The organism is Curtobacterium sp. MCBA15_007 (assembly GCF_001864905.1).
Taxonomy (GTDB): domain Bacteria; phylum Actinomycetota; class Actinomycetes; order Actinomycetales; family Microbacteriaceae; genus Curtobacterium; species Curtobacterium poinsettiae.
Genome location: NZ_MJGM01000001.1, coordinates 296624 through 310681 on the forward strand (window position 1 = coordinate 296624; position 14058 = coordinate 310681).

At 71.8% G+C, this 14058-nt stretch carries 14 protein-coding genes; 4 read left to right on the forward strand and 10 right to left on the reverse strand.

Annotated features, from left to right (window positions below; all coding sequences use genetic code 11):
* Positions 1–122: 122 nt before the first annotated feature.
* The 3 genes from BIU95_RS01405 to BIU95_RS01415 all read right to left on the reverse strand — a co-directional run bounded on the left by BIU95_RS01405 (position 123) and on the right by BIU95_RS01415 (position 2042).
* Positions 123–1004 carry an aldo/keto reductase gene (locus BIU95_RS01405; protein WP_017887877.1) on the reverse strand — a complete coding sequence of 294 codons (882 nt, stop codon included), beginning with the start codon at positions 1002–1004 and terminating at the stop codon, positions 123–125.
* A gap of 125 nt (positions 1005–1129) precedes the next feature.
* Entirely contained in the window at positions 1130–1675 is a 546-nt protein-coding gene (locus BIU95_RS01410; RefSeq protein WP_071250016.1) for an acyl-CoA thioesterase, read from the reverse strand.
* A 139-nt stretch (positions 1676–1814) separates the two neighbouring features.
* Entirely contained in the window at positions 1815–2042 is a 228-nt protein-coding gene (locus tag BIU95_RS01415; protein WP_139179590.1) for a hypothetical protein, read from the reverse strand.
* Positions 2043–2162: 120 nt separating this feature from the next.
* Between BIU95_RS01415 and BIU95_RS01420 the strand changes: the two genes are divergently transcribed.
* Entirely contained in the window at positions 2163–3149 is a 987-nt protein-coding gene (locus BIU95_RS01420) for an aldo/keto reductase (protein WP_042537615.1), read from the forward strand.
* 164 nt (positions 3150–3313) lie between these two features.
* Here BIU95_RS01420 and BIU95_RS01425 read toward each other — a convergent pair whose 3' ends face one another.
* Both BIU95_RS01425 and BIU95_RS01430 read right to left on the reverse strand, forming a co-directional pair.
* A complete protein-coding gene (locus tag BIU95_RS01425) occupies positions 3314–3796 on the reverse strand; it encodes an FBP domain-containing protein (RefSeq protein ID WP_056072225.1) in 483 nt (160 codons plus the stop codon).
* Positions 3797–3993: 197 nt separating this feature from the next.
* Positions 3994–4710, reverse strand: a complete 717-nt coding sequence (locus BIU95_RS01430) for a methyltransferase domain-containing protein (RefSeq protein ID WP_071250018.1) — start codon at positions 4708–4710, stop codon at positions 3994–3996.
* Between the two features lie 38 nt (positions 4711–4748).
* Between BIU95_RS01430 and BIU95_RS01435 the strand changes: the two genes are divergently transcribed.
* On the forward strand, positions 4749–4952 hold the full coding sequence (locus BIU95_RS01435; RefSeq protein ID WP_017887883.1) for a hypothetical protein: 204 nt from the start codon (positions 4749–4751) through the stop codon (positions 4950–4952).
* Between the two features lie 45 nt (positions 4953–4997).
* Here the strand turns inward: BIU95_RS01435 and BIU95_RS01440 are convergent, their stop codons facing one another.
* From BIU95_RS01440 to BIU95_RS18065, 3 genes are all read right to left on the reverse strand, one after another.
* Complete coding sequence (locus BIU95_RS01440; protein ID WP_056072367.1) at positions 4998–5903, reverse strand: helix-turn-helix transcriptional regulator; 906 nt, start codon at positions 5901–5903, stop codon at positions 4998–5000.
* A gap of 436 nt (positions 5904–6339) precedes the next feature.
* On the reverse strand, positions 6340–7614 hold the full coding sequence (locus tag BIU95_RS01445) for a hemolysin family protein (protein ID WP_071250020.1): 1275 nt from the start codon (positions 7612–7614) through the stop codon (positions 6340–6342).
* 146 nt (positions 7615–7760) lie between these two features.
* Positions 7761–8804, reverse strand: a complete 1044-nt coding sequence (locus BIU95_RS18065) for a M23 family metallopeptidase (protein ID WP_071250022.1) — start codon at positions 8802–8804, stop codon at positions 7761–7763.
* Positions 8805–8966: 162 nt separating this feature from the next.
* On the opposite strand from BIU95_RS18065, the gene BIU95_RS01455 reads away from it, so the two are divergent.
* Both BIU95_RS01455 and BIU95_RS01460 read left to right on the forward strand, forming a co-directional pair.
* Complete coding sequence (locus tag BIU95_RS01455) at positions 8967–9461, forward strand: hypothetical protein (RefSeq protein ID WP_071250024.1); 495 nt, start codon at positions 8967–8969, stop codon at positions 9459–9461.
* A gap of 106 nt (positions 9462–9567) precedes the next feature.
* Positions 9568–11778 (forward strand): NADP-dependent isocitrate dehydrogenase, encoded by a 2211-nt coding sequence (locus BIU95_RS01460; protein WP_071250026.1) that lies wholly within the window; start codon positions 9568–9570, stop codon positions 11776–11778.
* A gap of 287 nt (positions 11779–12065) precedes the next feature.
* Here BIU95_RS01460 and BIU95_RS01465 read toward each other — a convergent pair whose 3' ends face one another.
* Both BIU95_RS01465 and BIU95_RS01470 read right to left on the reverse strand, forming a co-directional pair.
* Positions 12066–12521: a DUF3817 domain-containing protein gene (locus BIU95_RS01465; protein ID WP_017887889.1), complete on the reverse strand. Its 456-nt coding sequence runs from the start codon at positions 12519–12521 to the stop codon at positions 12066–12068.
* A 79-nt stretch (positions 12522–12600) separates the two neighbouring features.
* A complete protein-coding gene (locus BIU95_RS01470; protein ID WP_017887890.1) occupies positions 12601–14040 on the reverse strand; it encodes a DUF4832 domain-containing protein in 1440 nt (479 codons plus the stop codon).
* Positions 14041–14058 lie beyond the last annotated feature (18 nt).

A 14058-nucleotide genomic window follows, 5' to 3' on the forward strand; every position in this document is an offset into this window, starting at 1 on the left:
ATGCGCACGCAAGCGCGGATCTGGACAGGGCGAAAAACGGACGGGAGGCGCGGTGCCAGCTGGCACCGCGCCTCCCGTCCGTCGGCTGGTCGCGTTCGCGACCCGCGTTCGCGTCCGAAGGGTCAGTGACCCAGCTTCGCCAGCTCCTCGAACTCGTCGTCGGTCAGCTCGACCGTGGCACCCGCCAGGTTGTCCTCGAGGTGCGCGACGCTCGACGTGCCGGGGATCGGCAGCATCACCGGGGAGCGCTTGAGCAGCCACGCGAGCGCGAGCTGCGCCGGGGTGGCGCCCTTGCGCTCGGCGATCTCGGTGAGCGGCGAGTCCTCGCCTGTCAGGCCACCCGTGGCCAGGGGGAACCACGGGATGAAGCCGATGCCCTGCTGCTCGGACCAGTCGAGCAGCTCCTCGGCGTCACGCTTCTGCAGGTTGTAGAGGTTCTGCACGGAGACGATCGTGGCGATCTGCTGTGCGGCCTTGACCTCGTCGACGGAGACCTCGGACAGGCCGATGTGGCGGATCTTGCCCTCGTCCTGCAGCTTCTTCAGCTCGCCGACCTGGTCCTCGAGCGGGACCTTCGGGTCGATGCGGTGCAGCTGGAACAGGTCGATGCGCTCCAGGCCCAGGCGGCGGAGGCTCATCTCCGCCTCTTGCCGCAGGTACTCGGGGCGGCCGACGGGCGGCCAGACGTTCGGGCCGGTGCGGGTCAGGCCGGCCTTCGTCGCGATGACGACGTCGTCGCCGTAGGGGTGCAGGGCCTCCTTGAGGAGCTCCTCGGCGACGTAGGGGCCGTACGAGTCGGCGGTGTCGAAGAAGTTCACGCCGAGCTCGACGGCGCGCTTGAGGACGCGGATCGCCTCGTCGTGGTCCTTCGGCGGTCCCCAGACGCCGGGGCCGGTGAGCTGCATGGTGCCGTAGCCGAGCCGGTTGACCTCGAGGTCGCCGCCGATGCGGAAGGTGCCGGAGGACGCGGCCGGACGGTTCGTGGTGTCAGTGCCTGTGGTCATGTCCCCGGTCTACGCCCGGTGCGTTGCCGGTCCCTGAGTCGGTGTCCCCCGACCGCTTGCCGTGTTCGCAGAGTCCACGGACGGGTTCGTGCGCACCGTGGCGTTCGGAGCGGTGGTGCTGCCGTTCAGGCCGCGCTGCTGCTGATCCGGGTCGCGCTCGCCCAGTCGTGCACCCAGTCGGGCAGGGTGAGGTCGCGGTCCGCGCCACCCGCAGCCTCGAGCAGGTCCGCGGTCGGCACGGTCCCGCCGGCACGCCGCAGGAACCGGGCCTGCACCACGGCGCGGGCCATCACGGCACCCTGTCGCACGAACGTCTGCTCCAGGTACACGGCACGGTCGTCGACCCCGAGCACGTGGGTGCGGAGCTCGAACCGCTGCCCGAGCGTCAGCGACCGCTTGTACGTGATCGTCTGCGCCGACACGACGGGGTACCAGCCACGTTCGGACAGCACCGCCCAGTACCCGGAGCGGAGCATCAGGTCGAGCCGACCCAGGTCGAGCATCGACAGGTACTTGCCGTTGTTGACGTGCCGCAGCGGGTCGAGGTCGGTGGGAGCGACCCGGAACGGCGTCCGCACCTCGTCCCAGAGCGAGGCCCGGCGGCGTCCACCGACCCGAGCGCGCAACCGGGTGCGCAGCTGCAGCAGGAGCAGTCGGAAGTACAGGTTCACGGGACGATCACACCAGTGGACCGCGTGCTCGTGCCAGCACCTTGGAGGAACCTCACCAAGCGCGCGGGCGACCGGTGACCCGGAACGCCTGGTCCCGACAAGCGGCGCGAACGGCGGCGCGCAGCCCAACTCGGCCGGTTCAGCCGGGGATGCCGCCGCCGGCGCCGGTGATGCCGGGGTGCGCTGACTTGGCGAGCCCCTCGGTCCTGGAGTGCGCCGCATCGGCTTCGGCCGCGGCGCGTGCGCTGTCACGCGGATCCGACAGGTCTTCGATCGATTCGAGCGCCCGCCGACGACGACGGTTCTGCACCTCGAGCACGGTCAGCAGGGCGCCGATGACGACGACCACGGCGATGACGATCCACATGACGACCACGACACTCCCCCGAACCCGGGGCCCCTGCCCCGTCCCTGGCAGCGTAGCGATGACGAGGCGGGTACAGCCAGTGCCTCCCGCCGTCCCGGGGACCGGGAGTAGACCTGCAGCATGCACACACGCAAGCTCGCAGACCTCGAGGTCGGACCCATCGGCCTCGGAACCATGGGCATGAGCGCCTTCTACACGGGCGCCGGCACCGACGACGACGAGTCGATCCGCACCATCCACCGCGCGATCGACCTCGGCGTCACCCTGTTCGACACCGCCGAGGCGTACGGCCCCTACACGAACGAGGAACTCCTGCGCCGCGCGCTCGAGGGCCGTCGCGACGACGTCGTCATCGCGACCAAGTTCGGCCTGTACCGCCACGAGGCCGGTGAGGAGACCCCGACGCAGCAGCGCGGTCTCTCCAGCCAGCCGGAGTCCGTGCGCGAGGCGCTCGAAGGCTCCCTCCGTCGCCTCGGTACGGACCACATCGACCTCTACTACCAGCACCGCGTCGACCCCGCCGTCCCGATCGAGGACGTCATCGGCCAGCTCGCCGGCTTCGTGCAGGAGGGCAAGATCCGGCACATCGGGCTGTCCGAAGCCGGAGCCGAGACCATCCGCAAGGCCCACGCCGTCCACCCGATCACCGCACTGCAGAGCGAGTACTCGCTGTGGACGCGGGACCCCGAGGGCGACGTGCTCGACACCCTGCGCGAGCTCGGCATCGGCCTGGTGCCGTACTCGCCGCTCGGCCGCGGGTTCCTGACGGGTGCCATCACGAAGCCGTCCGACCTGGACTCCGACGACTTCCGCCTGGCGAACCCGCGCTTCCAGCAGGAGGCGTTCGCGCAGAACATGCGCATCGTCGACGCCGTCAAGGACATCGCAACCGAGGCCGACGCCACTCCGGCGCAGGTGTCGCTCGCCTGGCTGCTGGCCCAGGGCGACGACATCGTCCCGATCCCCGGCACGAAGCGGGTCTCGCGCCTCGAGGAGAACGTCGGCGCAGCCGACCTGACCCTCACGACGGACCAGCTGTCGCGCCTGTCGGCGCTGCCGGTCCCGACCGGCGACCGCTACCCCGACATGTCGACCATCGGTCGCTAGACGCGACCGGTTGACGGACGGGAGGCCCGGTGCCAGCTGGCACCGGGCCTCCCGTCCGTCGTCAGTCGCGTTCGCGGACGCGAGACGCCGGCGTCAGCGCGTGACGCCCCCGAATCCGGCGGCGTCTCGCTGACTCGGCGGCGTCTTGCGAGCACGCCGGCGTCTCAGACCTCGGCGGCGAAGGACGCGGCCCGGACCTGCAGGTCCTCGATGCGCCGGAGCCGCGCTGCCTCGACGTCGTAGCCCTCGTAGGCGGGCGGCGGCAGCTTCCGGACGTTCCGCGAGCACTGGAAGTCCTGGCACACCAGGGTGCCGACGGTGTTGCCGTTGCGACCGGCCGGCCCGGACCGCTTGGCGCTGTAGAACGTGACGTCGTTCGGCAGCTTGACGTCCTGGCACCACGAGCACTGGGCGCGGGAGCGCGGCGAGGCCTCGGCCTGCCGGAACAGGATGCCGATCAGTTCGCCGTCCAGGGTCGGCACGACGGCGTACGCCCGCCGACCGATCTTCGGGTCGCGCCAGCCGAGGTAGTCGAGCGCGTCCCAGTCGAGCGTCTCGAAGCCGGCGGGCAGTGTGATGTCGGTCGTCTCCTTGCGGGAGGCGTTGACGAAGGACGTGCGGAGGGTCTTCTCCGTGACGGGGAGCATGGGTGATCGCTTTCGAGCAGGCCCGGGGTGTGCGGACGCACACCGCACCGGGCGGAGGAGGTCAGGGTTCGACGAGGACGGCCGCGCCCGAGGGCACGACCGGGGGCCTCACGCCCTGATGCCGGCGATACGGGCGCCGACCACCTCCTGGAAGCTCACCCGACCAGCCTACGACCGGGTGTCAAGCCCGCCCGCGGTCAGTTCGGCGTCGCCGTGACCAGGACGACGGAGCCCTCGTACGTCGGGCGGATCCGGAGCGACCCGTGCCGTCGGTCCCACTCCCCCGATTCCAGCGCGGTCCGGAGCGCAGCGACCGACCGCCGGACGGTGAACTCGTCGACCAGGTCCCATGCCGGGTCCGCGCGGCGCACGGCTGGGTCGAGCAGGCGTTCCGGGCGGGCGTAGTACGCCTCGGAGAACCCGTCGACGCACGTGAACGGGATCGGCAACGGGGTGCTCGTCACGGTGTCGTCGCCGAGCGCGTCGGTGATCCGGGGCAGTGCCGGGTGGCGACGGGCCTCGGCCGCCAGCACCTCGGGGGCGTACTCGGCGAGCCAGGAGCGCTCGATGCGGTCGGGGTCGAACGTCACGATCACGATCGGCCCTCGGGTCACCCGACGCACCTCGGCGAGCCCGCGCTCGAGGTCGGCCCACCCATGCAGCGAGAAGGTCGACACCGCGGCGTCGAAGGTCTCGTCGGCGAAGGGAAGGTCCTCGGCGGCCTGCACCGCGGTCACGTCGCGGTCGGTCGGCGCGTAGGACCCGGCGGCACCGGCGCCGGCACCGGCACCGACGTCGAGCACGGTCCGGGCGTCGCCGAGGGCCTTCGCGACCGCACGGGCGAACGCGGGTTCGGGCCGGCGGTGCTGCCGACGGTCCGCATCCCCTGCTGAGCCGTCCGTCGTCCTGGTCACGTCCCCACCCTACGAACCCGCGCTGCTATCTTCGGCAGATGCTCGCAGACAGTGGTCTCGGATTCGTCGTCGTCCTGTACGCCCTGTTCGTGCTGGCGCTCGCCGTGCTGGCCGTCGCCCTCATCGTGCTCGTGTTCGCCGCGATCCGCGTGCTGCGGCTGTCGGCGACGGAGCGTCAGCTGCGCATCGAGCGGATGCGCTCACCGGAGCTGTTCGACGGCGACGTCCCGCCCCAGGCCTGACGGTCCGATCGCGGCGCTGACGCACCTGCCCGTCGGCGGGCCGGGTCAGTCGACGGACTCGGACTCTGACTCCGACTCGCGGACGGCCGCGTACTGCTCGGCCCGTTCCGTCGCGGCCCAGCTGCCGAGCAGTGCGAGCGACCGCTCGGAGTCGCTGCCCGGTTCGGCCGAGTACGAGAACAGCGTCAGACCGGGGTCGGCGACCAGGTCGAGCGCCTCGTAGGACAGCCGGAGTTCCCCCACGATCGGGTGGTCGATGCGCTTCTTGCCGGTGCGCTGCATCCGGACGTCGTGTGCGGCCCACCAGCCGCGGAACTCCTCGCTCCGGGTGGAGAGCTCACCGACGAGCGTGATGAGCCCCGGCTCGCAGGGGTTCGACACCGCGGCGGTCCGGAGCACGGCCACGGCGTCCTTCGCGGTCTGTGCCCAGTCCGGGAAGAAGTCGCGGGCCGCCGGGTCGAGGAACGTGAAGCGCGCGGTGTTGACCGGGCGCCCGGGGCCGGCGAAGAGCGGTGCGTACAGGGCACGGCCGAGTTCGTTCGTCGCGACGACGTCCCCGCGCTCGTTCCGCACCCAGGCCGGGGCGCCGGTGATCGCGTCGAGCAGGCGCTGGACGCCCGGGCGGACGCGGGTCGGCACGTTCCGGTGCATGACCTTCGCGCCGGAGTTCGCCAGGCGCGTCAGGTCCCACAGGTGCGCACGCTCGTCCTCGTCGAGCTGCAGGGCGCTCGCCAGACCCTCGAGCACACTGTCCGAGACGCCCTTGAGCGAGCCGCGCTCGAGCCGCGTGTAGTAGTCGACGCTGACGCCGGCGAGCATGGCGACCTCGTGCCGACGCAGCCCGGGGACCCGCCGCACCCCGCCGCCGAACGACGGCATGCCGACCTGCTCGGGGGTGAGCCGCGCCCGCCTGGAGGACAGGAAGTCGCGGATCTCGTTGCGCACGTCGATACCCATGCGACGAGCGTACGTGCCCGGGCCGTGCGGCACGCGGGCGGGAGGGCCGTGGCGGGGTCGCCGGCCGTCGCCGACTGGTCACGACGCGTCGCGTGCTGCCCGCCGGGTGGTCGCGACCTGTCGGCTGGTGGCGCCGCAGGCGACGGCCTGTGACCGCTCGTCGGCGTCTGGCGGGGTGTTGTGACCACCCGGAGCGGACGGGAGGCGCGGGACGGCCCCGCCACGCGCCTCCCGTCCGCCGTCTGGTCGCCTTCCGTTGCGTGACCGGCCGTGCCCGACTGGTCACGAAACGTCGCGTGCTGCCCGCCGGGTGGTCGCGACCTGTCGGCTGGTGGCGCCGCAGGCGACGACCTGTGACCGCTCGCCGGCGCCCCGCGGGGTGTTACGACCGCCTGCCGCCACGGGCCTCCCGTCCGCCGTGGGGCCGCGATCAGGGCGCGGCGTCGGCCCCGATGCGCACGCGCGCAACCCGGTGACCGTCCATGGCGGTCACCTCGAGGCGATGGCCGCCGGCCACGACGACGTCGCCGACCTCGGGCACGCGGTCCAGCTGCACCTGCACGAGCCCGCCGACCGTCTCGTAGTCGCCGTCCGGCAGCACCGGTCCGCCGTCCGCTGCCAGGTCCTCGAGCACCGTGGCGCCGTCGACGCCGTCGTGCGCCAGCACGGACTCGTCGTGCTCGGCGGTGTCCCACTCGTCCCTGATCCGACCGACGAGGTCTTCGAGCAGCGCCTCGAGCGTGACCATGCCCGCGCTGCCGCCGTACTCGTCGACGACCAGGGCGATCTGGTGGCCGTCGGTGCGCATGTCCGCGATCGCACTCGACAGCGACTTCGTCTCGGGCAGGGCGAGCACCGGCCGGACGAGCGTGGCGACGGGGGCCGCGGGGTCGACCGGACGCAGCAGGTCACGGAGGTGCACGAAGCCCTGCACCTCGTCACGCCCGCCCGAGGTCACGAGGTACCGCGTGTGCCCGGCCGCGATGGCCTGGTCGGTGGCCTCGGCGACGGAGAGCCCGGTGTCGAGCGTCGACACGTCGTACCAGGGGCGCATCGACTCCCGCAGGATGCGGTCGCCGGCGTCCAGGGCGCTGCGGGCGATGCGGCGGCCCTGCTCGTCGACGCCGGTGTGCTCGTCGACCAGGACGCGGAGTTCCTCGGTGCTCATCGACTCGCTGCGGGCGTCCGGGTCGCCACCGAGCAGCCGCACGACGGTGTCGGTGGACTTCGAGAGCAGCCAGATCACCGGGCGCATGAGCACCGCGAAGCGCTCCAGGGTCGGGGCGACGGCCATCGAGAAGCCCTCGGCACGCTGCAGGGCGAGGCGTTTCGGCACGAGTTCGCCGAACACGAGCGACAGGTACGCGATGACCAGGGTCATGAGCACGAGGGCAACTGCCTCGGACGTGCCCCGCTCGAGCCCGAGTCCCTGGAAGAGCGGCGCGACGTCGGGCGCGATCGACGACGCTCCGTACGCGGCGGAGAAGAACCCGGCGACGGTCACACCGATCTGCACGGCGGACAGGAACCGGTTCGGGTCGCGGCCGAGCTCGGCGACCCGCACGCCCCGGGGGCCGCGGCGTTCGAGCTGCTGCAGCTGCGATTCACGCAGGGAGACGAGTGCGATCTCGGCGGCCGCGAAGACCCCGCCGACGACCACGAAGAGGATGACGAGCCCGAAGGCGATCCAGGTGTCGGCGCCCATCAGCGGGCAGCTTCCTCGGATCGACGACGGGCGGGCGGTCTGTGGGGATCGTCCATGCCTGTGAGTCTGCACAGGACGACTGGGACATCACCGTGCTGGTGCTCGACAACGGCTGTGGATCGTCGCGCGGCGACGGGGTGTGGTCGCTACAGGGTGAGCGAGCGACCGATGCGGGCCTCGAGCCACGCCTTCGGGTCGATCGGCGTGACCCCGTCCATCAGGACCTCGAGGTGCAGGTGCGCGCCGGTCGAGACGCCGGAGGACCCGACGAGTCCGATGAACTGTCCGGCCGCGACGGTGTCGCCGACCTTGAGCGGCGACGACCCGGGGATCATGTGGCCGTACAGCGTGGACACCTGACGGCCGTCGACCACGTGGTCGATGATGACCGCGTTGCCGTACGAGAAGTACGTGCCGGAGACCCGGACCTTGCCCGCGGCGACGGCACCGATCGGCGTCCCCATGCCCGGGGTGAAGTCGAGGCCCTGGTGCAGCGACGAGCACGCGCCGCACGGTGCCGAGCGGTAGCCGAAGCCGGAGCTCATCTGCACGGGGCCGGGGAACGGCGAGCGGACCGCGCCGCCGAACGACACGGCGCCACCGGCGGTGCCGGAGGACCCTGCCGTCTTCGTCGTGACGGTCGACCCGCCGCCGACGGTGAACCCGTCGCGGTCGGAGCCGGCGGCCGCGACCGCCTGGGTCACGGCGTAGTCCTGGGTGCGCACGATCGGCGCGATGGTCGAGGTGGCCATCGAGGTGCCGGCGCTGGCGTGTGCGGGCATCGCCGACGCGGCGAACATCGCGATGGCGGCGGCGGCGCTGGTGAGCGTGATGCGTCCGGCGCGGGCCGACCGGGAGGCCCTGGGTGCGGTCGCCGTGCGGGTTGCCCGGGGTGCGGGGCGGCGGACCACGCGCTGGATGCGGCCGTCGACGTGCTCGGTGGTGGCGCGCGCGGCTGCGGCGCGGCGGCCGGTCGGCTCGGTGGTGGCGAGGACGAGGGGCTTCGCTGGCTTGGCGGCCTGCGCGACCTGCGCGACCTTGGCCGGCTTCGCGACCTTCGCCACCGGAGCCGCCTTGCTGCGACGCTGCGGTCCGCGGGCGGCTGCGCGCTCGGCTTCGAGGGCGGCGCGACGGGACAGGTGCACCACCGGGGTCGCCGGGTGCTGTTCGGGTTCGGGTGCAGTCGTCATGGCCGCCAACCATTCTGCACGACTCTGTCGCTTTGTACAGGCCCTTCCGTGATCTTTTCGTTACCGAGTCGGCTGGGAGGGGCCTGATCACCCTGTGCTGCCGCGTCCCCCGGGCCGCCCCGATCAGTACGGTCGAGGGAAAGCGACGGAAGGACCCGCACCATGGCCCGAACGCCGCGCGAGCGGTACGGAACGGTCGACCTGTCGTCGGCCGACGTCGTGCTGGCCGGTACCCAGGAACTCCTGCCCGTGCTCCGGGCCGCGGCCGTGCGCGCCGGCATCGACGCCGCACGGATGCGGGTCATCGGGGTCGACGACCTGCCGGACCCCGAGGAGACCTGGGATGCCGCGCTCGCCGTCATCGCGATCCGTCGCCCCGGTGACGACCCCGCGTTCCACCGGGCCCAGGCGGCGGCCGAGCTCATCGCGCCGCTGCTCGCGCCGCACGCCGTGCGCATCGTCGTCACGGTGTCCGGGGTGACCCGCCTCGCACCGAATCTCGAGCGCACCCTGACGTCCGAGGTCCTGCACCAGATCGACGCGGCCTCGGCGTCGTCCGGGTTCCGACGCCCCTTCCGGCCCCTGCGCATGCGGCTCGGCCTCGCCGGGCTCCGTGCCGCGGGCGTCCGGGTGTTCCGCGTCTCGCTCGGCGACTGACGCGCTCACGCCCCACTCTGGGGGGCGATGTATCTTGATGTCGAGACATCCCGCGCCACGAGTACCGTGGACGTACCGACGGTCGAACAAGGGAGTACCCGCCAGCATGGCCAAGATCATCTACACCCTCACGGACGAGGCGCCGTTCCTCGCCACCCACTCCTTCCTCCCGGTCATCCAGGCCTTCGCCGGCACCGCGGGTGTCGACGTCGAGACCCGCGACATCTCGCTCGCCGGCCGGATCATCGCCCAGTTCCCGGAGCGGCTCACCGACGAGCAGCGCCTGGACGACGCCCTCGCCGAGCTCGGCGACCTGGCGAAGACCCCCGAGGCGAACATCATCAAGCTGCCGAACATCTCGGCGTCGATCCCCCAGCTCAAGGTCGCGATCAAGGAACTGCAGTCGCAGGGCTACGACCTGCCCGACTACCCGGACGAGGCCACGACCGACGAGCAGCGCGACGTCCGCGCCCGCTACGGCCGCGTCCAGGGCAGTGCCGTCAACCCGGTGCTGCGCGAGGGCAACTCCGACCGCCGCGCACCCCTGTCGGTCAAGAACTACGCCCGCAAGCACCCGCACCGCATGGGCGCCTGGTCGCGTGACTCGAAGACGAACGTCACCACCATGGGCGTCGACGACTTCCGGTCGAACGAGAAGTCCTGGATCGCCCCCGCCGACGACGTCCTGACGATCACCTTCGTGGCCGAGGACGGCACCGAGCAGGTCCTCAAGCAGTCGATCCCCGTGCTGCAGGGCGAGGTCGTCGACGGCACCGTGCTGCACGTCGCCGCCCTCGAGTCGTTCCTGCGGAAGCAGATCGAGCGTGCCGCGGCCGAGGACGTCCTGTTCTCCGTGCACCTCAAGGCCACCATGATGAAGATCTCCGACCCGATCATCTTCGGGCACGTCATCAAGGCGTTCTTCCCGTCGGTGTTCGAGCGCTACGGCGCCGACCTCGCCGCCGCCGGCCTCACCCCGAACGACGGCCTCGGCTCGATCCTCGCCGGCCTCGGTGCGCTGCCGAACGGCGCCGAGATCGAGCGCGCCTTCAAGCAGGGCATCGCCGACGGCCCCGAGCTCGCCATGGTCGACTCGGACAAGGGCATCACGAACCTGCACGTGCCGAGCGACGTCATCGTCGACGCCTCGATGCCCGCGATGATCCGCACCTCGGGGCACATGTGGGGTCCGGACGGCGACGAGCACGACACCCTCGCCGTCATCCCCGACTCGAGCTACGCCGGCATCTACCAGGCCGTGCTCGACGACTGCCGCGCCCACGGCGCCTTCGACCCGTCGACGATGGGCTCCGTGCCCAACGTCGGGCTGATGGCGCAGAAGGCCGAGGAGTACGGCTCGCACGACAAGACCTTCGAGCTCCCCGGCGCCGGTGTCGTCCGCGTCACGACCGCCTCGGGCGACGTCGTCATCGAGCACGACGTCGAGCCCGGTGACATCTGGCGCGCCTGCCAGACCAAGGACGTCGCCATCCGCGACTGGGTGAAGCTCGCCGTCACCCGTGCCCGTGCCTCCTCGACGCCGGCCGTGTTCTGGCTCGACGAGACCCGCGCGCACGACGCCAACCTGATCGGGCTCGTCCGGAAGTACCTCGGCGAGCACGACACCGACGGCCTGCAGATCGAGATCCTCGCGCCCGAGGACGCCATGCGCTTCTCGCTCGAGCGGATCCGCCGCGGCGAGGACACCATCTCGGTCACCGGCAACGTCCTGCGCGACTACCTGACCGACCTGTTCCCGATCATGGAGCTCGGCACCTCGGCGAAGATGCTCTCCGTCGTCCCGCTGCTCGGCGGCGGCGGCCTGTTCGAGACCGGTGCCGGTGGTTCCGCGCCGAAGCACGTGCAGCAGCTCGTGCAGCAGAACTACCTGCGCTGGGACAGCCTGGGCGAGTTCCTGGCCCTGGCGGTCAGCCTCGAGCACCTGGCCGGTGTGACGGGCAACGAGCGGGCGAAGATCCTGGGCGAGACCCTCGACCGTGCCACCGGGACCTTCCTGGAGCAGGACAAGTCCCCTGGCCGCAAGCTCGGCTCGATCGACAACCGCGGCAGCCACTTCTACCTGGCGAAGTACTGGGCCGAAGAGCTCGCCGCGCAGACCCAGGACACCGAGCTCGCGGCGTCGTTCGCGGACCTCGCGGCGAAGCTCGGTGAGCAGGAGCGCACGATCGTCGAGGAGCTCGTCTCGGTGCAGGGCCACCCGGCAGACATCGGTGGCTACTACCGCCCCGACGACGCCAAGACGAGCGCGGTCATGCGCCCGTCCGCCACGCTGAACGCGGCGCTGGCAGCGCTCTAGCAACGCCCAGCCCACGGACGGGAGGCCCGGTGCCAGCTGGCACCGTCCCTCCAGGCTCGGCCGTCACCCCGCTGGCGCGGTGCGCCGGTACCGGCTGGTGGGGCCCACCTCCAGGCTCGGCCGTCACCCCGCTGGCGCGGTGCGCCGGTACCGGCTGGCGGGGCCCACCTCCCGTCCGCCCGTGGTCGCGACCACAGCCGCGTCGAGGGAGCAGAAGACGTCGGGTCCCGCTTGTGAACTGGACGTCTTCTGCTCACTCGTTGATCAGCCGGGGGGCGCTCGTCGCCTCAGCCGCGCGACGGCACGGGCGGGCCGACGGCCAGCAGCCCGGTGAAGACCAGGGCGACGGCCACGACCCCGATGCCGGCGGCCACCGCGGGACGACGCACGACGAAGAACAGCAGGCGGTCCCAGAAGCCCGAGTGGGCGTCCGGCGAGCGGCGCCACGACCCCTCGAGCATGCCGCGGCGGGCGACCGCGACCTCGAACGGCACGGTGGCGTACGGCACGACGGCACTGACCCAGCCGAGCACGAGCGCCCCGAACGACCACCGCTGGTTCACGGCGACGACCGTCGTGACCACCAGGTACGCCAGGAACACGAAGCCGTGCACGCCGCCGCCGATGCGGACGCCCCAGTCGCCGGCGTCCAGCCCGTACTTGAGCACCATCCCGGCGATGAGCAGGGTCCAGGTCACGAGTTCGGCCACCGCGGCGGCGCGGAACAGGGAGCGCGGAGTCATGCCGTCAATCGTGGCGGACCCGGTTGACAGACAGCAGAACGCCCCGGATCGTCCGACCCGGGGCGCGCTGCAGGTCTGCTCAGTGCTGTACGACCACCGTCTGACCGAGGCGGTTCACGCCCGTGCTCGCGTCCCACGTGCCGGTGTTCGCCGTCTGGATCGCGAACGCGGGGTCCGCCGCCACCGAGGCCTCCGGTGCGGGCAGGGCCAGTGCGACGCTCCAGCGCCCGTTCGGCACGTCGGCGAGGGACGCCCGGACGGTCACGGTCCGTCCCGGCTGCCAGGACGACGCGTCGGCGGCCACGGGCACGGTCACCCGGCGGTCGCCGTCGGTCAGGACGAGGTGCACCGGGCGGCTGTTGTACGGCGCCGCCCAGCCGTCGTTCCGGATCGACACCGCCACCGACGCCTTCGCGCCCGAGGTGGCGGTGCTCGAGGTCATGGTGAAGCGGTAGCCGAGCTTCTTCGCGGCGTCGGTCATGCCGTCCGTGCCCCAGGTCGCCAGGACGTCCTTGTTGTAGTCCAGGTTGAGGTAGCTGTAGTGGTACTTCGCCATCTCGGCCGAGGCGGACGGGTAGTCGGTCCGCGGCGTGTTCACGGCGCAGGTCTCACCGCCGACGGGGACGTACCGCGACTCCGCCGCCAGGTAGTCCTGGTCGAGGGACAGCGGGTTGCTCAGGAACGTGCCGAAGTCGTCCGCCGAGGCGAGGAAGCAGTCGTTGTGGTGCCCGATCCGCGACGCCGGGGAACCGTCGTGCGCCTGCTCCGGGGTGAGCGCCCCGGCCGTGCCGGACGGGGTGCGGAGCGCGTCCTGCTTCATCTGCATGGTGCGGACCTGGACCGATCGGCTGGACGGCAGGGCGGCGAGCTCGGCCTGCAGGACCTGGCGTCTGGCGTCCTTGTCGGCCTCGGTCAGCACCCCCGGGTTCGCCGGGTCGCTGGCGAAGTGGTCGGTGTAGTAGCCCTCGCCCCAGAGCCCGATGAAGCCCCCCTGCAGGGTCGGGATGACGTCGGCGTTCCGGCGGAGCGTCGGGGTGAGCTGCTCGATGTGCGCGAGCACGGTCGGCAGGTCGGCGTCCCCGTAGGGCGCCGAGTACGGGTACGAGCCGCCCTGGACGTACGCGAACCGGGTGATCACACCCACGCCGGCTGCACGTGCGGTGTCGTAGTCGTGCTGCACGAGCGCGAGCCAGGCCGGGCTGAGCTGCCGCTGCTGGACGAACGCCTCCATGTAGAACACCCGGACGACCTGCGTGACGCCCTCGGCCCGGTAGCCCCGGAGCGTTGCGGCGTCGAGCGGCGTGTACCCGGTGCCGTCGGCGCGGTAGTGCGTCTCGGTGGTGTGGTCGAACCCGCGCGAGGGGTTCGGGATGACCGCGTCGCTCGCCGTGTAGGTCACGGTCGAGGTGGTCGCGGTCCGCTGCTGGTGGTGACCGGTGGGCGATGCCCACGCGGTGGTCGGTACGGCGAGTGCGAGCACCGCCGCGAGCGCGACGGTGGTGATGGTTCGGTGCTGCATCGGACGAGCCCCTGTCCT

What these genes read in the sequence shown, in the direction of transcription:
- BIU95_RS01420 (WP_042537615.1), top strand. Translation starts at nt 2,163, where the DNA reads ATGCACACACGCAAGCTCGCAGACCTCGAGGTCGGACCCATCGGCCTC.
- BIU95_RS01470 (WP_017887890.1), bottom strand. Translation starts at nt 14,040, where the DNA reads ATGCAGCACCGAACCATCACCACCGTCGCGCTCGCGGCGGTGCTCGCA.
- BIU95_RS18065 (WP_071250022.1), bottom strand. Translation starts at nt 8,804, where the DNA reads ATGACGACTGCACCCGAACCCGAACAGCACCCGGCGACCCCGGTGGTG.
- BIU95_RS01465 (WP_017887889.1), bottom strand. Translation starts at nt 12,521, where the DNA reads ATGACTCCGCGCTCCCTGTTCCGCGCCGCCGCGGTGGCCGAACTCGTG.
- BIU95_RS01445 (WP_071250020.1), bottom strand. Translation starts at nt 7,614, where the DNA reads ATGGGCGCCGACACCTGGATCGCCTTCGGGCTCGTCATCCTCTTCGTG.
- BIU95_RS01425 (WP_056072225.1), bottom strand. Translation starts at nt 3,796, where the DNA reads ATGCTCCCCGTCACGGAGAAGACCCTCCGCACGTCCTTCGTCAACGCC.
- BIU95_RS01415 (WP_139179590.1), bottom strand. Translation starts at nt 2,042, where the DNA reads ATGTGGATCGTCATCGCCGTGGTCGTCGTCATCGGCGCCCTGCTGACC.
- BIU95_RS01435 (WP_017887883.1), top strand. Translation starts at nt 4,749, where the DNA reads ATGCTCGCAGACAGTGGTCTCGGATTCGTCGTCGTCCTGTACGCCCTG.
- BIU95_RS01405 (WP_017887877.1), bottom strand. Translation starts at nt 1,004, where the DNA reads ATGACCACAGGCACTGACACCACGAACCGTCCGGCCGCGTCCTCCGGC.
- BIU95_RS01455 (WP_071250024.1), top strand. Translation starts at nt 8,967, where the DNA reads ATGGCCCGAACGCCGCGCGAGCGGTACGGAACGGTCGACCTGTCGTCG.
- BIU95_RS01460 (WP_071250026.1), top strand. Translation starts at nt 9,568, where the DNA reads ATGGCCAAGATCATCTACACCCTCACGGACGAGGCGCCGTTCCTCGCC.